General features: G+C 73.1%; 17 protein-coding genes. 8 read left to right on the forward strand and 9 right to left on the reverse strand.

Going from position 1 to position 19,840, the window contains the following annotated elements; all coding sequences use genetic code 11:
• Positions 1–320: 320 nt before the first annotated feature.
• On the forward strand, positions 321–2,174 hold the full coding sequence (gene typA / locus ACFOWE_RS20480; RefSeq protein ID WP_377290167.1) for a translational GTPase TypA: 1,854 nt from the start codon (positions 321–323) through the stop codon (positions 2,172–2,174).
• A 219-nt stretch (positions 2,175–2,393) separates the two neighbouring features.
• Positions 2,394–3,158: a superoxide dismutase family protein gene (locus tag ACFOWE_RS20485; RefSeq protein WP_377290169.1), complete on the forward strand. Its 765-nt coding sequence runs from the start codon at positions 2,394–2,396 to the stop codon at positions 3,156–3,158.
• A gap of 108 nt (positions 3,159–3,266) precedes the next feature.
• Here ACFOWE_RS20485 and ACFOWE_RS20490 read toward each other — a convergent pair whose 3' ends face one another.
• The 4 genes from ACFOWE_RS20490 to ACFOWE_RS20505 all read right to left on the reverse strand — a co-directional run bounded on the left by ACFOWE_RS20490 (position 3,267) and on the right by ACFOWE_RS20505 (position 5,854).
• Entirely contained in the window at positions 3,267–3,899 is a 633-nt protein-coding gene (locus ACFOWE_RS20490; RefSeq protein WP_377290171.1) for a DUF2461 domain-containing protein, read from the reverse strand.
• Between the two features lie 130 nt (positions 3,900–4,029).
• On the reverse strand, positions 4,030–4,797 hold the full coding sequence (locus ACFOWE_RS20495) for a polysaccharide deacetylase family protein (protein WP_377290173.1): 768 nt from the start codon (positions 4,795–4,797) through the stop codon (positions 4,030–4,032).
• A gap of 25 nt (positions 4,798–4,822) precedes the next feature.
• Positions 4,823–5,128, reverse strand: a complete 306-nt coding sequence (locus tag ACFOWE_RS20500) for a hypothetical protein (RefSeq protein WP_377290175.1) — start codon at positions 5,126–5,128, stop codon at positions 4,823–4,825.
• A gap of 150 nt (positions 5,129–5,278) precedes the next feature.
• Positions 5,279–5,854, reverse strand: coding sequence for a helix-turn-helix domain-containing protein (locus ACFOWE_RS20505; protein ID WP_377290177.1), 576 nt, complete (start codon positions 5,852–5,854; stop codon positions 5,279–5,281).
• Positions 5,855–5,939: 85 nt separating this feature from the next.
• Between ACFOWE_RS20505 and ACFOWE_RS20510 the strand changes: the two genes are divergently transcribed.
• Positions 5,940–6,785 carry an EamA family transporter gene (locus ACFOWE_RS20510; protein WP_377290179.1) on the forward strand — a complete coding sequence of 282 codons (846 nt, stop codon included), beginning with the start codon at positions 5,940–5,942 and terminating at the stop codon, positions 6,783–6,785.
• A 67-nt stretch (positions 6,786–6,852) separates the two neighbouring features.
• Here ACFOWE_RS20510 and ACFOWE_RS20515 read toward each other — a convergent pair whose 3' ends face one another.
• Positions 6,853–7,449, reverse strand: coding sequence for a sigma-70 family RNA polymerase sigma factor (locus ACFOWE_RS20515; protein ID WP_377290181.1), 597 nt, complete (start codon positions 7,447–7,449; stop codon positions 6,853–6,855).
• 266 nt (positions 7,450–7,715) lie between these two features.
• Between ACFOWE_RS20515 and ACFOWE_RS20520 the strand changes: the two genes are divergently transcribed.
• Complete coding sequence (locus ACFOWE_RS20520; protein ID WP_377290183.1) at positions 7,716–8,792, forward strand: PLP-dependent cysteine synthase family protein; 1,077 nt, start codon at positions 7,716–7,718, stop codon at positions 8,790–8,792.
• Between the two features lie 63 nt (positions 8,793–8,855).
• Here ACFOWE_RS20520 and ACFOWE_RS20525 read toward each other — a convergent pair whose 3' ends face one another.
• The gene (locus ACFOWE_RS20525) at positions 8,856–9,866 is read right to left on the reverse strand and encodes an ABC transporter substrate-binding protein (RefSeq protein WP_377290185.1); all 1,011 of its coding nucleotides are present in this window, start codon (positions 9,864–9,866) and stop codon (positions 8,856–8,858) included.
• Between the two features lie 94 nt (positions 9,867–9,960).
• Here ACFOWE_RS20525 and ACFOWE_RS20530 point away from each other — a divergent pair, with 94 nt between their 5' ends.
• The 3 genes from ACFOWE_RS20530 to ACFOWE_RS20540 are packed head-to-tail and all read left to right on the forward strand — an operon-like array spanning position 9,961 to position 12,904.
• Entirely contained in the window at positions 9,961–11,031 is a 1,071-nt protein-coding gene (locus tag ACFOWE_RS20530) for a FecCD family ABC transporter permease (RefSeq protein WP_377290187.1), read from the forward strand.
• A complete protein-coding gene (locus ACFOWE_RS20535; RefSeq protein WP_377290189.1) occupies positions 11,028–12,110 on the forward strand; it encodes a FecCD family ABC transporter permease in 1,083 nt (360 codons plus the stop codon). Before ACFOWE_RS20530 ends, ACFOWE_RS20535 begins: the two co-directional genes overlap by 4 nt.
• Positions 12,107–12,904: an ABC transporter ATP-binding protein gene (locus ACFOWE_RS20540; RefSeq protein WP_377290191.1), complete on the forward strand. Its 798-nt coding sequence runs from the start codon at positions 12,107–12,109 to the stop codon at positions 12,902–12,904. Before ACFOWE_RS20535 ends, ACFOWE_RS20540 begins: the two co-directional genes overlap by 4 nt.
• Positions 12,905–13,097: 193 nt before the next feature.
• Here ACFOWE_RS20540 and ftsY read toward each other — a convergent pair whose 3' ends face one another.
• Together ftsY and smc are read right to left on the reverse strand one after the other, a co-directional pair.
• Positions 13,098–14,213: a signal recognition particle-docking protein FtsY gene (ftsY, locus tag ACFOWE_RS20545; RefSeq protein WP_377290377.1), complete on the reverse strand. Its 1,116-nt coding sequence runs from the start codon at positions 14,211–14,213 to the stop codon at positions 13,098–13,100.
• Between the two features lie 340 nt (positions 14,214–14,553).
• A complete protein-coding gene (gene smc / locus ACFOWE_RS20550) occupies positions 14,554–18,285 on the reverse strand; it encodes a chromosome segregation protein SMC (protein WP_377290193.1) in 3,732 nt (1,243 codons plus the stop codon).
• A gap of 290 nt (positions 18,286–18,575) precedes the next feature.
• Between smc and ACFOWE_RS20555 the strand changes: the two genes are divergently transcribed.
• On the forward strand, positions 18,576–19,340 hold the full coding sequence (locus tag ACFOWE_RS20555; RefSeq protein WP_377290195.1) for an alpha/beta hydrolase: 765 nt from the start codon (positions 18,576–18,578) through the stop codon (positions 19,338–19,340).
• A 158-nt stretch (positions 19,341–19,498) separates the two neighbouring features.
• Here the strand turns inward: ACFOWE_RS20555 and ACFOWE_RS20560 are convergent, their stop codons facing one another.
• Positions 19,499–19,693: a hypothetical protein gene (locus ACFOWE_RS20560; RefSeq protein ID WP_377290197.1), complete on the reverse strand. Its 195-nt coding sequence runs from the start codon at positions 19,691–19,693 to the stop codon at positions 19,499–19,501.
• Positions 19,694–19,840 lie beyond the last annotated feature (147 nt).

The raw sequence follows: 19,840 nt of genomic DNA on the forward strand, positions 1-19,840 counted from the left end.
CCCACCGGGGGCCCACCGCAGGCCCACCGCAGGCCCACCGCAGGCCCACCGCAGGCCCACCGCAGGCCCACCGCAGGCCCACCGCGGGCCCGCCCGAGGTCCGCCGGAGATCCACCCGGGGTCCAGCGGGGATCCGCCTGAGGTCCGCCGGGGCCCGCGAGCAGGTGCGGGACGGGTGCGGGGCGGTGGGCGGCCGGGTGTCCGGGGGATGAACGGGAAGCGCCTGGCGATGAGAACGCGTTAGAGAAGGCGGGAATCAACTAAAATAGTGCGGCCGCACGTCCGCGGCCAGCCTCCACGATCACAGAGTGAGACCTCACATGCCCTTGAACAGCCGCGACGACCTGCGGAACATCGCGATCATCGCGCACGTCGACCACGGCAAGACCACTCTCGTGGATGCCATGCTCTGGCAGTCGGGCGCCTTCCGCGCCAACCAGGACGTCGACGACCGTGTCATGGACTCCAACGACCTCGAGCGCGAGAAGGGCATCACCATTCTCGCCAAGAACACCGCCGTCCGGCACGGCGACATGACCATCAACATCATCGACACCCCCGGCCACGCCGACTTCGGCGGCGAGGTCGAGCGCGGCCTGTCGATGGTGGACGGCGTCGTGCTGCTGGTGGACGCCTCCGAGGGCCCGCTGCCGCAGACCCGCTTCGTGCTGCGCAAGGCGCTCTCGGCCAAGATGCCGGTCATCCTCTGCATCAACAAGGTCGACCGCCCCGACGCCCGGATCGCCGAGGTCGTGGACGAGGTCTACGAGCTCTTCATGGACCTGGACGCCACCGAGGACCAGATCGACTTCCCGATCGTCTACGCCTCGGCCAAGGCCGGCCGCGCCTCGCTGAACCGCCCCGAGGACGGCGGGATGCCCGACTCCGAGGACCTGGAGCCGCTCTTCTCGGTCATCAAGGAGACGATCCCGGCGCCGACCTACGACCCGTCGCACCCGCTGCAGGCCCACGTCACCAACCTCGACTCCTCGTCCTACCTGGGCCGCATCGCCCTGCTCCGCGTCCACCAGGGCACCATCAGGAAGGGCCAGCAGGTCGCCTGGTGCAAGACCGACGGCACCATCGAGCGCGTCAAGATCAGCGAGCTGCTGATGACCGAGGCGCTGGAGCGCAAGCCCGCCGAGCAGGCCGGCCCCGGTGACATCATCGCGATCGCCGGCATCCCGGAGATCATGATCGGTGAGACGCTGGCCGACCCCGAGGACCCGCGCCCGCTCCCGCTGATCACCGTGGACGAGCCCGCGATCTCGATGGTCATCGGCACCAACACCTCGCCGCTGGTCGGCAAGGTCAAGGGCTCCAAGGTCACCGCCCGCATGGTCAAGGACCGCCTGGAGAAGGAGCTCGTCGGCAACGTCTCGCTGCGCGTGCTCCCGACCGAGCGCCCCGACGCCTGGGAGGTCCAGGGCCGCGGCGAGCTGGCGCTGGCCATCCTGGTCGAGCAGATGCGCCGCGAGGGCTACGAGCTGACCGTCGGCAAGCCGCAGGTCGTCACCAAGACGATCGACGGCAAGGTGCACGAGCCGGTCGAGCGCCTGACCGTCGACTGCCCGGAGGAGTACCTCGGGGCCGTGACCCAGCTGCTGGCCGTGCGCAAGGGCCGCATGGAGCACATGACCAACCACGGCACCGGCTGGATCCGGATGGAGTTCGTGGTCCCGGCCCGCGGCCTGATCGGCTTCCGGACCGAGTTCCTCACCGAGACCCGGGGCACCGGCCTGGTCCACCACGTCTTCGAGCGCTACGAGCCGTGGTTCGGCGAGCTGCGCACCCGCAACAACGGCTCGCTGGTCGCCGACCGCTCCGGCCCGGTGACCGCCTTCGCCATGCTCAACCTGCAGGAGCGCGGCGTGCTGTTCGTCTCGCCGGGCACCGAGGTCTACGAAGGCATGATCATCGGTGAGAACTCGCGCTCCGACGACATGGACGTGAACATCACCAAGGAGAAGAAGCTCACCAACATGCGCTCCTCCACGGCGGACGAGACCGAGAAGGTCATCCCGCCGCGCCAGCTCTCCCTGGAGCAGGCGCTGGAGTTCATCCGCGAGGACGAGTGCGTGGAGATCACTCCGGACGCGGTGCGCATCCGCAAGGTCGTGCTCGACGCGTCCAGCCGGGCCCGCACGGCCGCCCGCGCCAAGCGCGGCGGCTGATCGGCCCGGAGCGGCCGGCTCTCCCGTCGAAGGGGCCGGGCGTCCCACCCCGTGCGGGGTGGGGCGCCCGGCCCCTTCCTTATGTCGCCCTAAAGCCCTTTTGCCCCCATAGAGGGGATAGCGAGAGGGCGCTGAGGTATGGAGACAGGCGAGGTTTCTTCTCCGCGTGTGCCGTCCGCACGCAGCGCGGAGCGCGACCACGACATACGGGGGACTTCCATGCTTCGCACACCGCATCTGGCCCTGGCCGCCGCTCTGGGCGCGGGGGCGCTCGCCGTCGGCCCGGCGGCGGCGACGTCGCCCCAGCCTCCCGACGCGCCGATGCCGACCGACACGACGGGACGGGACCCGGCCCCGGACGACACCGCGGACGAGGTGGCGCCGACGCCGACCGGCGAGGAGGACTCCCCCGCGCCGACCGGCACGGGCCAGGGCTCCCCGGGAGCCGCCGCCCAGGCCGAGCTCAAGGACGTGGACGGCAGGTCCGTGGGCTCGTTCTCCGTCGAGGAGCGGGACGGCGGGTCCATGGTCACCGTCACCGTCAAGGGGCTGCCCGACGGGTTCCACGGCTTCCACCTGCACGGCAAGGGCGTCTGCAACCCGGACGCGGTCGATCCGGAGACCGGCAGCCCGTTCTCCGACGCGGGCCCGCACCTGAGCCTCGAGTCGGCCGCCCACCCCGACCACACCGGTGACATGCCCGACCTGCTGGTCGACCGGAACGGCGACGGGAACGCCTCCTTCGTCACCGACCGCTTCCGGGTGGACCAGCTCCTCGACACCGACGGCACCGCCGTCATCGTCCACGAGAAGCCGGACAACCAGGCCAACATCCCCGACCGCTACAGCCACGGCGGGGACACCGCCAGCCCCTCCCCGGGCGAGCCCGACGCCGGGACCCCGGGCAAGGGCCCCGACGCCGAGACGCTGGAGGCCGGCGACTCCGGCCGGCGCATCGCCTGCGGCGTGCTCACCCGGCGCTGACCGCTCCGCGCCCGGGGCCGCGTATGAGACCGCGGCGCGAGGGGACACGCGCGGGAGGACAAGCACGAGGAGACCACGAGGGGACGCGCACGAGGGGCCGCGCGTCCCCTAGCCGGGCAGGCGCGCGGTCAGCCACTCCACCAGCGGGGTGAGATCGCGCCAGACGGTGCGGACGCGGTCGAGGACCTCGGGGGTGTGCACCCAGGGCTCGGGCTCGAAGCGGAGGCTCGCGTGCAGCGAGCGGTGCCGGAGCAGCTCCAGCCGCGGGTGGTCCTCCGGAACCCCGCGCGGCCGGGTCCGGAGCCGGTCGCCCTCGACCGCGTACCCCGCGGCGCGGACCCCGTCGACGATCCTCGCCAGCGGGACCCCGCTGGTCTCCTCGTCCACCGCCTCGCGGTAGCGTGCCAGCCGCTCCCCCTGGACGGAGTAGGTCCCCGCCGCCACGTAGAGGCCGGCGGCGTCGAGCTGCACGTAGTAACCGGTGGCCTCGGCGGTCGGGGCGAAGGCCCCCTGATGGGTCTTGTAGGGCGACTTGTCCCGGGCGAAGCGCACGTCACGGTGCGGCCGGAACAGGCGCACCGGACCGAACTCGGCCTGCAGCTCCTCCCCCAGCGCGGCCATCGGCGCCCGGACCGCCTCCTCGTAGAGGGTCCGGTGCCGCGTCCAGTAGGTCTTGGAGTTGTCCGCCTCCAGGCCCTCGTAGAACATGAAGGCCTCGTCCGGGAAACCGCTGAAGCTCATGCGTCCCATGGTCCCAGCCGCCGGCGGCGGAGACGGCCGCTTCGCCCCTCACCGTTCGCGGTCACCGTTCGCGGCGGAGACGGCCGCTTCGCCCCTCACCGTTCGCGGCGGAAACGGGCCGTACCGCCTCTCACCGTTCGAGGTACGCCTGGCCGGGCGTCAGCGCGTGGCCGTACAGCTCCGAGAGCGTCACGAACGTGTAGCCCCTGGCCGTCAGGTCCTCCAGCAGCCGGGGCACCGCCTCGACCGTCTCGCGGTGGATGTCGTGCATCAGCACGATCGAGCCCGGCTCCGCGGTGCCCGCGCGACGCAGCAGGGCCGCGCCGTCGCGCTCGAGCCAGTCGAGGGTGTCGAGGCTCCACAGGATCTGGGCCAGTCCCGCGCGGCGGCTCATCTCCGCGACCCGGTCGTCGGTGGCGCCGTACGGCGGGCGCATGAGGGTCATCCGCACCCCGGTGATCCTCCGCACGACCTCCTGCGTCCGGCGCAGCTCCTGTTCGATCCCGCCCTCCGGGAGGCCGGCGAGGTCGGAATGGCTCCAGGAGTGGTTGCCCAGCTCGTGCCCCTCGGCCACCATGCGGCGCAGGTCCCTGCCGTCGCCGCCGTCCACCACCTGGCCGACGACGAAGAAGGTCGCCCTGGCCCGGTGCTCGGCGAGGGCGTCGAGCAGGGAGGCGGTGTGCTCGCCCGGACCGTCGTCGAAGGTCAGCGCCACGCACCTGAGCCGGGCGCAGTCGGTCTTCCGCGCCGGGGGCGGGACGGGGAATCCTCCCCGCGGCCACTGCGGCTGGATCTGGGTGAGGTTCCTGGAGAGCGTCTCCGGATCGGGGGGAGACGGCGGGACCGGCGGTGACCCGATCCCGAGCAGCAGCGCCAGCGGCGCGATCCACACCTGCATGAGTCCTCCCGGAAGCGGCGCGGCGTCAGGAAGGCTCCTCCGCCGCGTCTCCTCGCAAGACCTTGGCCAGTCCCTCCCACCAGATCGGGACGTCGGTCTGCAGTTCGGCGTATCTCCGCGCCACTCGAATGGCACATCCAGTGGGATCTGTACCCAAATGCCGATGTCTCACCTGTCCCTCCTGCCACCGGTAGAAACCATCACGAAAACGAACAACCAGGCCAAGCCAGACAGAAAGGGTGGCGCCGTCCCCGATCTCGCAGGCGTCGGTGACACCGAGCCGGACCAGCTCCGCGCGGAGGGCGGCCACCGCGCCCTCCGCCTCACCCATGACGCTCCCCTGGAGACGTGCTGGCGGCGAGGACGCCGCGGGCGGCGCGGCGGCTCTCGGACGGTGGGCCCGGCGGCCCGGCGGCGAATCCCTGAAATCGCATGCAGCAATCATGCGACTACGGAGTGTCACCGCAAAAGCCCTTCGATGTTATTGGTCCGGCGTCTCCCGGGGCTCGGTGACTACCATCACGAAGCGAAGCGGCCCCGCACCCTCGTTGGCGTACCGGTGCGGCCGGTCGGCGCTGAACAGCACCGCCCCGTCCGCGCTGATCACGTGGCTCCTGCCGTACACGGTGAGGGTCAGCTCACCCTCCAGGACGGTCAGCATCTCGCGGGTCCCCGGCGGGTGCGCGTCGCCGTCGTGGTGGTCGCCGGGGGCCAGCCGCCAGTCCCACAGTTCCAGGATCGCGGGCGCGTCGGTGCCGACCAGCAGGCGGGCCGCACTCGCCCGGCCGTGCGCGAAGGTGACCACGTCGGAGGGGTTCACCACCCGGACCACGGGCGTGTCGGAGACCTCCACCATCCGCGCGACCGTCACGCCGAGGGCGTCGGCGATCCGGGTGAGCGTGTTGATGCTGGGGTTGGTCCGCCCCTGCTCGACCTGGACCAGCATGCCCCGGCTCACCCCCGAGCGGGCGGCGAGCTCGTCGAGCGTCATCTGCCGGTGCGCCCGCTGGGCCCGCACGTTGTTGGCGATGGCGGCGGTGATCGTCTCCGGGTCCATGAGTTCAGTGTAGTGAACTTCATGTACAGTTCATTGTCCCCACTGTAATGCACTAAAAGTGCAATCCACTGGACTGAGGTGAGTGATGACGGCGGTGCTCCTGGCGACGGCCAGCGCGCTCGTGTACGGCACGGCGGACTTCTTCGGCGGGATCGCCACCCGGCGCTCCCGGGTCCTGGCGGTCGTCGCGCTCTCCCAGCTGGCGGGGCTGGTCCTGGTGGTGGCGGCGCTCCCGCTGCTGCCCGGGGCGCTCACCGTGCGGGCCGTCGCCTGGGGCATGGCCGCCGGGATCGCCGGGGCCGCGGCGCTGGTGCTCTTCTACCGCGCCCTCGCCACCGGCGTGATGTCGGTCGTCGCCCCGGTCACGGCGGCGACCTCGGCCGCGCTGCCGGTCCTGTTCGGCCTGGCGGCCGGCGAGCGGCCGGAGCCGATGGCGCTGGGCGGCATCGCGCTGGCGCTGGCGGCGGTGGTCATGGTCAGCCGCGACTCCTCCGCCCCCGCCGCCACCGGCGGGCGGGGATACGGCCCGGTCCTGGCCGCGCTGGCCGCGGGCGCCGGCTTCGGCTGCTTCTTCGTCCTTCTCGCGCAGAGCCCCGGCGACAGCGGCATGTGGCCGCTGGCCGGCGCGCGGGTGGCCTCCGTCACGCTGATCGCCCTGCTGGCCGTGGCCACCCGGCGCACGCTCCGGCCCGGGAACGGCCGCGCACTGCCGATCATCATCACGGCCGGGGCGCTGGACATGGCCGCCAACATCCTCTTCGTGCTGGCCGAGCAGCGGGGGATGATCGCTCTGGTCGGCGTGCTGGCCTCGCTGTACCCGGCGAGCACGCTGGTGCTGGCCCGCTACGTGCTCGGGGAGCGGCTCAACGCCGTGCAAACGGCGGGCATCGGGGTCACGCTCGCCGCGGTCGCCCTCATCGCCGCCGCCTGACGCCGGGGGCGCCGGCACCGTCCCGGGCGGTCCGGACGGCGCGGGCCGCCTGGGCCGTCCGGTGGTGCTAGGCGGCCTGGCGCTGCTCCGGCAGCCGCACCGCGCCCTCCTCGTGGGCGTAGTCCTCCAGCATGGTGCGGAGCTGGCGGCGGCCGCGGTGCAGGCGGGACATCACCGTACCGATGGGGGTGCCCATCCGCTCGGCGATCTCCTTGTAGGCGAACCCCTCGACGTCGGCGAGGTAGACCGCCACCCGGAAGTCCTCCGGCAGGGCCCGCAGGGCGTTCATCACGGCGTTGTCGGGCAGCTGCTCGAGCGCCTCGGTCTCGGCCGACTTCAGGCCGGTGGAGGTGTGCGACTCGGCGGCGGCGAGCTGCCAGTCCTCGATGTCCTCGGTAGCCGAGAGCTTCGGCGAGCGCTGCTTCTTGCGGTAGTCGTTGATGAAGTTGTTGGTGAGGATCCGGTGCAGCCACGCCTTGAGGTTGGTGCCCTCACGGAACTGGTGGTAGGAGGTGAAGGCCTTGGTGACGGTCTCCTGCACCAGGTCCTCGGCGTCGGCGGAGTTGCGGGTGAGGCGCATCGCGGAGGCGTAGAGCTGCCCGGTCACCGGCACGACGTCGCGTTCGAACCAGTCCTGCCGCTGCTCGTCGGTTATCGAGATCATGTCATCCCCCTTGTGTTCTTCCCCCCGCACCGCCTGCTCCGGATGCGTGCGCACCCGTCCCGACGGTCCGGCCCATGCTCCCATCGGCTCGGTAAGAGGCTCGTTAAGGATTCCGAACGGTCGAGAGGTCGCTGATCGTCCGTGCCGTGGGCGGAGGTGACACGCCCTGCAGCCGAACAGGTATCGTTATCGTAACATCCGTCACCCGATATGACAGAGAATGTGTCTGGTATCACATAAGCGCAGGTAGCGATACCTTTAACAGCATGCGATACGTGGACCGACACACCCCCGAGATCCGCGCCTGGGTGGCCGAGGCCGTCCGCCTCGTCGAGGCCGACGCCAACCGCAGCTGCGACACTCATCTCCACGTCTTTCCGCTTCCCGCGCACTGGGGAGTAAACCTCTACCTGAAGGACGAGTCGGTCCACCCCACCGGTTCACTCAAGCACCGGCTGGCCCGCTCGCTCTTCCTGTACGGCCTGGCCGGCGGCTGGATCGGCCCCTCCACCACGATCGTGGAGGCCTCCAGCGGCTCGACCGCGGTGAGCGAGGCCTACTTCGCCCGGCTGCTCGGCCTGCCCTTCATCGCGGTGATGCCCGCCTCGACCTCACCCGAGAAGATCGCGCTGATCGAGTTCTACGGCGGCAAGTGCCACCTCGTGGACGACCCCGGCGCGATCTACGCCGAGTCCCACCGGCTCGCCGCCGAGACGGGCGGGCACTTCATGGACCAGTTCACCTACGCCGAGCGGGCCACCGACTGGCGCGGCAACAACAACATCGCCGAGAGCATCTTCAACCAGATGGCGATGGAGCCCCATCCCGAACCCTCGTGGATCGTGGTCGGCGCCGGGACCGGCGGCACCTCCTCCACCATCGGCCGCTACATCCGCTACCGCCGCCACTCCACCCGGCTCGCCGTCGCCGACCCCGAGGGCTCGGCCTTCTACCCGTCCTGGTGCTCCGGCGACCCGCACGCCACCGCTCCCGGCTCCATCATCGAGGGCATCGGCCGCCCCCGGGTCGAGCCGTCGTTCACGCCCTCCGTGATCGACCGCATGATCCAGGTCCCCGACGCCCGCTCCATCGCCGCCATGCGCTGGGTCCGGGAGGTCACCGGCCGCGACGTCGGCGGTTCCACCGGCACCAACGTGGCGGCGGCCGTGCAGATCATCCGCCAGATGCGCGAGGCGGGCGAGCGGGGCAGCGTGGTGACGCTGATCTGCGACGGCGGCGAGCGCTACCGCGGCACCTACGGCAACGACGCCTGGCTGGCCGAGCGCGGCCTGGACCTCGCCCCGCACCTGGAGGACCTGCGCTCCTTCCTCACCGACGCCTGACGCGGGACGGCCCCGCGGGCGCACCGCCGGCCGCCCCCGGCGGCCGGCGCGCTCGGAGACCGCTCAGGAGGTCTTCGCCGGGTCGACCTCGAAGATCTTCGCCAGGTCGTCGAGGATGACGTGGGCGCCCTGGAGGCCGACGGCCGCCATCCAGGTGGTGTCCTCGACCACGTGCTGCTCGCCCTCGAGCTTGCCCCAGAGCGGGTTGGTCTGGAACTTCTCCTGGATCGCCTTGACCTCCGGGTCGTCGTAGGAGACGACGAAGATGTGGTCGGCGTCGAGCTGCGGGATGTTCTCCTCGCTGATCGGCACCATGATCGTCTCCGTGGTGGTCGGCTGGCCCTCGGGCCGCGGGAAGCCGACGTCCTTGAGCACCAGGCCGGAGTAGGAGTTCTCCACGTACAGCCGGACGGTCGGCTCCCCGGCGAACCGGGCCACCGAGACCGTGGGCATCTCGCCCTCCTTGGCCTTGATCGCCTCGCCGATCTTCGCGGCGCGGTCCTTGTACTCCTTGAGCCGCGTCTCGGCCAGTTCCTCCTTGCCCAGGGCCTGGCCCATCAGCCGGAGGTTCTCCGGCCAGATGGCGCCGGTGGTCTCGCTGAACACCGTCGGCGCGATCTGGGAGAGCTTCTCGTACAGGGCCTCGTGGCGGATCTTGGCCGAGACGATCAGGTCGGGCTTGAGCGCGATGATCTGCTCCAGGCTCGGTGCCTCCAGGGTGCCGACCACCTTCGCGTTCCGCCCCTGGTCCATGACCGGCGCCAGATAGTCGGGGAGCTTCTCGTCGATGCCCCGGTAGACGGTGTAGCCGACGACCTCGGTGTCCAGCGTCAGCACCGCGTCGACGAAGCTCTGGTCGAGGGCGACGACCCGCTGCGGCTGGGCCGGGATCTCGGTCTGCCCCATGGCGTGCTTCACCGTGCGCGGATAGGCGGCGCCTCCCGCCGACGCCGACGCCGGCGCCGCGCCGGCCGGGCCGTCCTCCGCCGCCGGGGTGTCCGACCCGCAGGCGGCGAGTCCGAGAGCCAGTACGGCTCCCGCCGCTGTCATGGTCAGAGCACGCAACGCTCTCATTGGAGATCCTTTCAAAGGTAAGGCTAACCTCAGTTAGGTTAGCCGTGCCTAAAGTGACATACTCGGATCGGTCAGGCAAACGAGAGGGGCGCAGGTGAGCACAGCGGTAGCCGCGGCGCGGCCGCCGTCCTCAGGTGGCTCGCGGGCGTTCCCGCGGCACGGCGGCCGGCGGAGGCGGCGCCTGCTCGTCCTGGCCGGCCTGTTCGCCGCCCTGGCGGTGGCCGCCGCGCTGAGCGTGGTGGTCGGCGCGAAGCCCGTCCCGCTCCCCGACGTCTGGCACGGCCTGACCGCCCCGACCGGCACCGAGAACGACATCATCGTCCGGACCCTGCGCCTGCCCCGGACCGCGCTCGGCGTGCTGGCGGGGGTCGCGCTCGGCGTCGCCGGGGCGCTCATGCAGGGCCACACCCGCAACCCGCTGGCCGACCCCGGCCTGCTCGGCGTCACCCAGGGCGCGGCCTTCGCGATGGTGGCGAGCATCATCGTCCTCGGCGTCACCCACCCGCACGGCTACATCTGGTTCGGCCTGGCCGGGGCGCTCGTCGCCAGCGTGGGCGTCTTCGCGCTCGGCATGGTGGGCGGCCGCGGCGGCCCCACCCCGATGACCCTGGCCCTGGCCGGGACCGCGGTCAGCTCCTTCCTCTACGCCCTCACCTCCGTCCTGGTCCTCATGGACGACCAGGCCATGGACGTCTTCCGGTTCTGGCAGGCCGGCTCCATCGCGGCCCGGGGCGCCGAGGCCGCCTGGCAGGTGCTCCCCTTCATCGCCGCCGGCCTGCTGCTCGCGCTGGCGGGCGCGCCCGGGCTCAACGCGCTCTCCCTCGGCGAGGACGTGGCCCGCTCCCTCGGCCAGAACGTCGCCCTGACCCGCACGGTCGGCGTCGCCGCGGTCACCCTGCTCAGCGGCGCCGCGGTGGCGGCCTGCGGCTCGCTCTCCTTCGTCGGCCTGATGGTCCCCCACCTGGTCCGCCCCCTGTCCGGCCCGGACCACCGCTGGCTGCTGCCGTACTCCGGCCTCGCCGGAGCGACGGCCATGCTCGCCGCCGACGTGGTCGGCCGGGTGGTCGCCCGCCCCGGCGAGCTGGAGGTCGGCGTGGTGCTGGCCCTGCTCGGCGCCCCGTTCTTCGTCGCCCTGGTCCGCCGCAGGAAGCCGGTCCGCCTGTGACCCCCGCCCCCGCCTCCGTGAAGCTCCCGCACGCGCGACCGGTCCGCCTCGGCCCCGTCTCGTGGCTGCTCCGCCTCCGCCCGGCCGTCCTCTGCCTGGTCCTGCTGGCCGCCGTCGCGGCGCTGATGGCGCTGAACACGCGCCTCGGCGACATCCCGATGACCGTCCCCCAGGTCCTGCGGGCGGTCACCGGCGACGGCCCCGACCACTTCGTGGTGATGGAGCTGCGCCTGCCCCGCGCGCTGACCGGGGCCCTGGTCGGCGCGGCGCTCGCGCTGGCCGGCGCGATCACCCAGGCCATCTCCCGCAACCCGCTGGCCAGCCCCGACATCCTCGGCGTCACCACCGGCGCCAGCGTGACCGTGGTCGCGGTCATCGTGGCCGCCGGGAGCACCGCCGGCGGCCCCAGCGGCGCCCTGTCCGCCCTCGGCATCCCGCTCGCGGCCCTGGCCGGCGGGCTGCTCGGCGCCCTCGCGGTCTACCTGCTGGCCTGGCGGAACGGGCTGGACGGCTACCGCCTGGTGCTGGTCGGCGTCGGCGTCACCGTCGTGTTCGGCAACGTCAAGTACTGGCTGCTGACCATCGGCGACGTCAACGACAGCAGCCGCGCCATGGTCTGGATCAGCGGCTCGCTCAACGGCCGGGGGTGGGAGCACGTCCATCCGGTCGCGCTCGCGCTGGCCGTGCTCGTCCCGGTGACGCTGCTCGGCACCCGCCTGCTGGACGTCCTGCGCTTCGGCGACGACACCGTCACCGCCCTGGGCGTGCGGATGAACCTCGCCCGCGGCCTGCTCGTCCTCGCCGCGGTGCTGCTCGCCGCGGTCGCCACCGCCTCCGCCGGCCCCGTCACCTTCGTCGCGCTGGCCGCCCCGCAGATCGCGCTCCGCCTGGCCGGCACGGCCCAGCCGCCGCTGCTGGTCTCCGCGCTGACCGGCGCCGCCCTCACCGCCGCCGCCGACCTGGTCGCGCGGACCGTCTTCAGCCCCGTCGAACTGCCGGTCGGCGTGGTCACCGCCGTGCTCGGCGCCCCCTATCTGATCTATCTCCTCGTCCGGGTGCGCAGAGAGGCACGTTCATGAGACTGCAGGCCGTCGGCGTCAGGCTCGGGTACGGTGACCGCGTCATCGTCGACGGCCTCGACCTCGGGATCGAGACCGGCACGGTGACCACGATCATCGGCCCCAACGGCTGCGGCAAGTCCACGCTGCTGCGCGCGCTGGGACGGCTGCTCAAGCCCTCCGGCGGCGAGGTGCTGCTGGACGGCAAGCGCATCGACGGCATGCCCTCCAAGGAGGTCGCCAGGATCCTCGGCGTGCTCCCCCAGTCCCCGGTCGCGCCCGAGGGCCTGACCGTGGCCGACCTGGTGGCGCGGGGGCGGCACCCGCACCAGACGTGGTACCGGCAGTGGTCGTCCGACGACGAGTCGGCGGTCAGCGAGGCGCTGGCCATGACCGGCCTGCTCGACCTGGGCGAGCGCCCGCTGGACGAGCTCTCCGGCGGCCAGCGCCAGCGCGCGTGGATCTCCATGGCCCTGGCCCAGGGCACCGACCTGCTGCTGCTGGACGAGCCGACGACCTTCCTCGACCTGGCGCACCAGATCGAGGTGCTGGAGCTCGTCCGCAGGCTCCACGGCGAGCTGGGCCGTACCGTCGTCATGGTCCTGCACGACCTCAACCTCGCCGCCCGCTACGCCGACCGGCTGGTCGCGATGCGCGACGGCCGGGTCGTCGCCGCGGGCGCCCCGGCGGAGGTGCTCACCGAGACGCTGCTGAAGCAGGTCTTCGACCTGGACGCGAAGGTCATCGAGGATCCGGTGGCCGGGACTCCCCTGGTCGTCCCCATCGGGGTCCGCCAGCCGACGGCCCGGCGTTGAGCCGCCGGGACAGGGACGGGCGTCCCGGCGGCCGTGACCGGTGCTGAGCCTGCCGGGACCGGTGCCCCGGCGGCCGTGACCGGTGCGGCCGCCGGGGCGCACCGGACCGCCGGGAGCCCGGGAGGACAGGAGAAGGGGCCGCCCGCCCCGGGGAGGTCCCCAGGGGCGGACGGCCCCTCAGGCCGCGTGCGGGTCAGTCTCCGAGCAGCGCGTCCACGAAGACCTCGGCGTCGAACGGGGCCAGGTCGTCGGGGCCCTCGCCGAGACCGACGAGCTTGACCGGGACGCCCAGCTCCCGCTGGACGGAGATGACGATGCCGCCCTTGGCGGTGCCGTCGAGCTTGGTCAGGGCGATGCCGGTGATGTTCACGACCTCGGCGAACACCTGCGCCTGGCGCATGCCGTTCTGACCGGTGGTGGCGTCGAGGACGAGCAGCACCTCGTCCACCGTGGCCTTCTTCTCGATGACGCGCTTGACCTTGCCGAGCTCGTCCATCAGGCCGGTCTTGGTGTGCAGGCGGCCGGCGGTGTCGACGATCACCACGTCGGCCTTCTCCTCCGTGCCCCGGGCCACGGCGTCGAAGGCGACGGAGGCGGGGTCGCCGCCCTCCGGCCCGCGCACCACCTCGGCGCCGACCCGCTCGCCCCAGGTCTGCAGCTGGTCGGCGGCGGCGGCGCGGAAGGTGTCGGCTGCGCCGAGCACGACCTTGTTGCCGTCGCCGATCAGGGAGCGGGCCAGCTTGCCGGTGGTGGTGGTCTTTCCGGTGCCGTTGACCCCGACCACGAGGACCACGGCGGGGCGCTCGCCGTGCTTGGCGACGTGCAGCGTCCGGTCGGTGTCCGCGCCGATCTGGGTGAGCAGCTGCTCGCGGAGCAGGCCGCGCACCTCCTCGGGCGTCCGGCTGCCCAGGACCTTCACCCGGGTCCGCAGTTCCTCGACCATCGCCTGGGTCGGCGCGACGCCCACGTCGGCGGTGATCAAGGTCTCCTCGATCTCGTCCCAGACGTCGTCGTCGAGGCGGTCGCGGGAGAGCAGCTCCAGCAGGCCCTTGCCGAGCGTGGTCTGGGAACGGGCCAGCCGGGCGCGGAGCCGTACCATGCGGCCCGCGGACGGCGGCGGGACCTCGATCGGCGGCGCGACCGGGACCTCGATCTCGACCGGCCGGGCCGGAGGCGGGACGGTGGTCGTCGCCTCCTCCTCCACCACGGTGCCGGCGGCCGAGGGCCGCTCCTCGACCGGCGGCGCCTCGGGCGGCCGGACCGGCGGGGGCGGCGGCGCCTTCCTCCCCTGGCGGAACAGCAGGAACATGCCGCCCGCCGTCAGCACGACGACGGCGGCGATGATCAGGATCAGGCCGAGATAGCTCTCCACAACCGCCTAGTTTCCCAGACCGCCGGTGATAGTCCGACCTTTCGGGCTCCGGGGTGTTCCGTGTCCTTCCGGCCGCGTCCGTCGTCCTTCCGGTCACGCCCGCCGCGGGACGGGCGTGTGCCGGGCGCGGGACGGGCGGAACGACGCCGGAGGGCCGGACGGGACCGGGCAGGGCCGGACGGGACCGGGCAGGGCCGGACGGGACCGGGCAGGGCCGGACGGGACCGGGCAGGGCAGGGGCAGGGGCAGGGGCAGGGGCAGGGGCAGAGGAGCGGGGTCAGGAGTCGGTCCTCAACCGCTGGCTGATCACCTGGGTGACGCCGTCCCCCCGCATCGACACGCCGTACAGCGCGTCGGCGATCTCCATCGTCCGCTTCTGGTGGGTGATGACGATCAGCTGCGAGGTCTCCCGCAGTTCCTCGAAGAGGGTCAGCAGGCGCTGGGTGTTGGTGTCGTCCAGGGCCGCCTCGACCTCATCCATCACGTAGAACGGCGAGGGCCTGGCCTTGAAGATCGCCACCAGGAACGCCACCGCCGTCAGCGAGCGCTCGCCGCCCGACAGCAGCGACAGCCGCTTGACCTTCTTGCCCGGCGGGCGCGCCTCGACCTCGACCCCGGTGGCCAGCATGTCCTCGGGGTCGGTGAGCAGCAGCCGGCCCTCCCCACCGGGGAAGACCCGCGAGAAGATCGACTGGAACTCGCGGGCGACGTCCTCGTAGGCGGCGGAGAACACCTGCTCGACCCGCTCGTCCACCTCCTTGACCACCAGCAGCAGGTCGCGCCGGGTCTTCTTGAGGTCCTCCAGCTGCGAGGTGAGGAACGCGTGCCGCTCCTCCAGCGCCGCGAACTCCTCCAGGGCGAGCGGGTTGACCTTGCCCAGCTGCGCCATCTGCCGCTCGGCGGCCCGGGCCCGCTTCTCCTGCTCCTGCCGGTCGTACGGGACCGGCTCGCCGTCGTCCGCCGGGACCGGCTGGTCGGGGCCGTACTCGGCGATGAGCACGTCCGGTTCGACGCCGAACTCCTCCATCGCGCGCGACTGGAGCTGCTCCAGGCGCAGACGCTGCTCGGTGCGGGCCATCTCGCTGCCGTGCACCCGGTTGACCAGCTTGTCCAGCTCCGCGGCCAGCTCGCGGACCCGGGCGCGGACGGACCGCAGCGCGCCGTCGAGGTGCCCGCGCGCCAGCTCGGCCTCGTCGCGCTCGGCGGCCGCCTCGACGAGCGAGGCCTCCAGCGCCCGCAGGGTCCGCTCCGCGCCCCGCACGACCGCCTCCGCGGCCCGCGCCTGCCGGCGCCGCCGCTCGCGCAGCTCGGCCGCGCGGGCGCGCTCCTCACGCTCACGCGTCGCCGCGCGCACCAGGGCGTCGGCCCGGCCCGCGATGCCCCGCACCCGCTCCTCCGCGGTCCGTACGGCCAGCCGCGCCTCCATCTCGGCCTGCCGCGCCTGCACGCAGAGCTCGGCGAACTCGTCGCGCATCCCGGTGGACGGCTCGTCGTCCGCGAACTCCGCGGCCTCCACCGCGCTCTCCAGCCGCTCCTGGAGCTCCTCCAGCTCGGCCAGGGCCCGCCCGCGCGCCTCCTCCGCGGCCCGCACGCCCTCGGCCAGGCGCACGCACTCGTCCCGGGCGGCGCGGGCGGCGGCCTCGAGCTGGGCGAGCCGCCGGGCCGCGGCGGCGGCGCGCTGGTCGGCGTCGCGCTGCCTGCCCCGGACCTCCTCCAGCACGGCCTGCGCCGCGTCGGCCCCGGCCTGGGCGCTCTGCACGCCCGTCTGCGCCTCGGCCGCCCGCTCCTGGGCGGCCTCCACGGCCAGGCGCGCCTCCTCCTCGGCCCCGGCGGCCTCCTCCATGGCGGCCGCGGCCTGCTCGGCCGCCAACCGGGCGGCGTCCAGGTCGGCCGCGGCCTCGTCCAGCGCGGCCCGCATCGCCAGGGCGGAGCCGCCCGCGGCCCCTCCGCCGCGGGCCCCGTAGGCGCCGAGGAGGTCGCCCGCCCGGGTGACGGCCCGCAGCCCGGGCCGCTCCTCGACGACCTTGCGCGCCGCCGCCAGGTCGTCGACGACGAGCACGTCGGCCAGCAGGCGGGCGACGGCGGCCCGCAACCGTGGCGGGACGGTCACCAGGTCGGCCGCCCACTCGGCACCCGCCACCGGCGCCGGGCGGGCCGGGGACGCCGCCTGAGCCTCCGGGACGTCGGTGGCGATGACCAGCTCCGCCCGGCCCTGGTCGGTCGCCCGCAGGAACTCCACGGCGTCCACCGCGTCCGGCAGCGAGGCGACGGCGACCGCCTCGGCCGCCCCGGCGAGCACGGCGGCGACGGCCGCCTCGGCGCCCGGCCGCACGGTCAGCATCGCCGCGACCGGGCCGAGGATCCCGGCGCCGGGCCCGCCCGGGCCGGACTCTCCCTCGGCGGACTCGCCCGCGGCGGCGAGCAGGGCCGCTCCGCCGTCCGTGCCCCGGGCCAGGCTCAGCTCCAGCGCCTCGAGTCTGGCCTCCAGCGCGGCGACCCTGCGCTGCGCCTCGGCCTCGGCCGTGCGCGCGGCCGCCAGCGCGGCCCGGGCCGCGCCCAGCGCCGCGTTCGGGCCGGCGACCGCCGCTCCGGCCTCCTGGGCCGCGGCCTTCGCCTCCTCCACGACCTGACGCGCCGACTCCACGGCCTGACGGGAGATCTCCAGCTCCTCGGCGAGCGCGGGGTCGGCGCTCTCCCCGTCCTGTTCCTGGCCGTCGTGCTCGGCCTGGGCCCGCTCGGCACGGTCCTCGGCCTCGGCGAGCGCGACGGCCAGCCGGCCGATCTCTCCCGCGGCCGCCTCGACCCTGCTGCGGGCCGCGCCCACCCGCCCCTGGAGCCGGGCGAGCTCCTCACGCCGGTCCGCGGCGGCGCGGGCCTCGGCGGCCAGCCTCCGCTCCTCTGCCGCGAGCGCGTTCTCCGCCTCGGCCCGCCGGGCCACGGCCCGGCCGAGCGCGTCCTGCTCCTGCTCCAGCAGCTCCTCGAGGACGCGCTCCTGCTCGCGGACCTCCTCGGCCTCGCGCTCCAGGTCCTCGGGGTCGCGCCCGCGCCGCTCCACACCGGTCTCGGCGGCGTGCCGGTGCCGCTCGGCGGCCAGCCCGGCCAGGCCCCGCAGCCGCTCGCGGATGGAGGAGAGCCGGAAGTAGGTCTCCTGGGCGGCGGCCAGGCGCGGCTGGGCCTCGGCCTCGGCGGCCTCCAGCTCGTTCTCCTGGTGCTGTCCCTGCTCCAGCTCGGCCTCGACCTGGCGGCGGCGGGCGAGGATCGCGGCCTCGTCGGCGGCCTCGCGCTCCAGGGCGGTGCGCAGGGTGAGCACGTCGTCGGCGAGCAGGCGGAGCCGCGCGTCACGCAGGTCGGCCTGGATGACCGCGGCCCTGCGGGCGATCTCCGCCTGGCGGCCCAGCGGCTTGAGCTGGCGGCGCAGCTCGCCCGCGAGGTCCTGGACGCGGGTCAGGTTGGCCTGCATGGCGTCCAGCTTCCGCAGCGCCTTCTCCTTGCGCTTGCGGTGCTTCAGGACGCCCGCGGCCTCCTCGATGAACGCCCGGCGCTCCTCGGGACCGGCGTGCAGGACCTGGTCGAGCTGGCCCTGGCCGACGATGACGTGCATCTCGCGGCCGATGCCGGAGTCCGACAGCAGCTCCTGGATGTCGAGCAGGCGGCAGGTGTCGCCGTTGATGGCGTACTCGCTCTGGCCGCCGCGGAACATCAGGCGGCTGATCGTGACCTCGGTGTAGTCGATCGGCAGGGCGCCGTCGCTGTTGTCGATGGTGAGCGTGACCTCGGCGCGGCCCAGCGGGGCCCGGGAGGAGGTCCCCGCGAAGATGACGTCCTCCATCTTGCCGCCGCGCAGGGACTTGGCGCTGTGCTCGCCCATGACCCAGGCGAGGGCGTCGACCACGTTGGACTTGCCGGAGCCGTTGGGGCCGACGACGGCGGTGATGCCCGGCTCGAAGCGGAGGGTGGTGGCCGAGGCGAAGGACTTGAAGCCGCGCAGGGTGAGAGTCTTCAAATACAACGAAAACCCCCTCGTCCCTGACATTCCGCACCGGCCGCGGCGGCGCAGGCCGCGGCACGCGGGCCGGATCCGCGCCTCCCGGTGCCACGCTCGGGGCGCGGGCATCGGGCCGGTGGGCGGTGCTGCGATCCGGGCCCGTCGTGAGCCCTTATAGCGGGGAAGACTACCGTTCTTCGCCCGCACCCGCCCGCGCACGGCCTATCGTGCCCTGCATGGACGTGGAGCGCGACGCACGGGGAGCGCCACAACCCCCTCAGAACAGGGAAAATCCGCTTAAAAGACGAAGTTTCATGGTCGCCGGCGGCCTTGCTCTGCTGGGCATCGGAGGCGTCGCCGCGCTGGCCGGTCCGGAGGGCGTGCGGAAGGCGTACGGGCAGATCCGCTGCGGCCGGATGCCCGACCCCCCGGAGGCTCCGCCCGGGACACTGCAGCGCAGCACGCTGGACGAGCGCAGGGTGGTCATCGGGATCCCGCCGGGCACCCGGGGCCGGATCCCGGTCCTGGTCATGCTGCACGGAGCCGCCGGCGACGCGCTGACCCCGTTCGAGATGTACGCGGTGGACCGCTACCTCGCCGCGGGCGGCGCGCGCTTCGCGGTGGCCTCGATCGACGACTGGCCCTCTGCCGACGTCGCGGGGGAGCTCCTGCCCTACCTGGACGACTGCGGACTGGACACCGAGCGGATCGGGCTGATGGGCTGGTCGGCCGGGGGCGCCGGAGCGCTGCGGCTCGCCGCCGAGCTGGGCGAGGAGAAGGTGGCGGTGGTCGTGGCGGTCGCGCCGGCCGTCACCGCCGCGCAGGCCCCGCTGCGCGAACTGGTGGACATCCCCGTCTGGCTGGGCTGCGGCGACCGCGACGGCTGGGCCAAGCAGACCGAGACGATGCTCAAGGGCCTGAAGGCGCTGGGCGCGACGGCCGAGGGCGGGATCTCCGACGGCTGCCACAACGCGGCCTACCGCCGCCGGGTCCTGCCGGAGCAGTTCGCCTTCGTCTCACGCCACATTCATCTGCGGCGCGCGGGAACGGGCGCGGAGAACGCCGGGGAAAGCGAATAGGACGGCGATATGACAAGGGACGCCCTTGGGAGGCGTCCCTGGACAAATTGTTTTTCTCCGTGCCGGACTCGGAGAGCCTGATTCCTGAACCCCGCGTTTCCACGGCGCATCCACGGCGGGATCCGCCACCCGAGCGGGCGAAGGTTCAGGAAAGGGCTCTAGGTGAGAGCCGGCTCGCGATCCTGCAGACCGGTGAACGCATCGTCGCGGCTGCTCGCCGCGAGTTCGTCGTTCTGGGCCTGGAGCCGGGTGAGCTCTGCCTCCAGGTCACGGATACGCTGCTGAAGACGGCGCATCTCCGAGACCATCCGAGGGTCAGGACCGCCGACGTGGCCGAGTAGAGCCTTCGCCATGGTTAAGGGTCCTCCACGCTGAGTGACCAGACTGGTTCGCGCACTTTCTGCCGCGGGAGGGGTGCGCGTGGTTCCTATCAAGAGTCGCACCGGTGAGGGAGACGGTCAAGTTGAACACTCCACCTGGATGCACCTGTGGGCACTCTC

The sequence above is a fragment of the Planomonospora corallina genome, assembly GCF_042650625.1.
GTDB lineage: Bacteria > Actinomycetota > Actinomycetes > Streptosporangiales > Streptosporangiaceae > Planomonospora_B > Planomonospora_B corallina.

What these genes read in the sequence shown, in the direction of transcription:
- typA (WP_377290167.1), top strand. Translation starts at nt 321, where the DNA reads ATGCCCTTGAACAGCCGCGACGACCTGCGGAACATCGCGATCATCGCG.
- ACFOWE_RS20485 (WP_377290169.1), top strand. Translation starts at nt 2,394, where the DNA reads ATGCTTCGCACACCGCATCTGGCCCTGGCCGCCGCTCTGGGCGCGGGG.
- ACFOWE_RS20490 (WP_377290171.1), bottom strand. Translation starts at nt 3,899, where the DNA reads ATGAGCTTCAGCGGTTTCCCGGACGAGGCCTTCATGTTCTACGAGGGC.
- ACFOWE_RS20495 (WP_377290173.1), bottom strand. Translation starts at nt 4,797, where the DNA reads ATGCAGGTGTGGATCGCGCCGCTGGCGCTGCTGCTCGGGATCGGGTCA.
- ACFOWE_RS20500 (WP_377290175.1), bottom strand. Translation starts at nt 5,128, where the DNA reads ATGGGTGAGGCGGAGGGCGCGGTGGCCGCCCTCCGCGCGGAGCTGGTC.
- ACFOWE_RS20505 (WP_377290177.1), bottom strand. Translation starts at nt 5,854, where the DNA reads ATGGACCCGGAGACGATCACCGCCGCCATCGCCAACAACGTGCGGGCC.
- ACFOWE_RS20510 (WP_377290179.1), top strand. Translation starts at nt 5,940, where the DNA reads ATGACGGCGGTGCTCCTGGCGACGGCCAGCGCGCTCGTGTACGGCACG.
- ACFOWE_RS20515 (WP_377290181.1), bottom strand. Translation starts at nt 7,449, where the DNA reads ATGATCTCGATAACCGACGAGCAGCGGCAGGACTGGTTCGAACGCGAC.
- ACFOWE_RS20520 (WP_377290183.1), top strand. Translation starts at nt 7,716, where the DNA reads ATGCGATACGTGGACCGACACACCCCCGAGATCCGCGCCTGGGTGGCC.
- ACFOWE_RS20525 (WP_377290185.1), bottom strand. Translation starts at nt 9,866, where the DNA reads ATGAGAGCGTTGCGTGCTCTGACCATGACAGCGGCGGGAGCCGTACTG.
- ACFOWE_RS20540 (WP_377290191.1), top strand. Translation starts at nt 12,107, where the DNA reads ATGAGACTGCAGGCCGTCGGCGTCAGGCTCGGGTACGGTGACCGCGTC.
- ftsY (WP_377290377.1), bottom strand. Translation starts at nt 14,213, where the DNA reads ATGTTCCTGCTGTTCCGCCAGGGGAGGAAGGCGCCGCCGCCCCCGCCG.
- ACFOWE_RS20555 (WP_377290195.1), top strand. Translation starts at nt 18,576, where the DNA reads ATGGTCGCCGGCGGCCTTGCTCTGCTGGGCATCGGAGGCGTCGCCGCG.
- ACFOWE_RS20560 (WP_377290197.1), bottom strand. Translation starts at nt 19,693, where the DNA reads ATGGCGAAGGCTCTACTCGGCCACGTCGGCGGTCCTGACCCTCGGATG.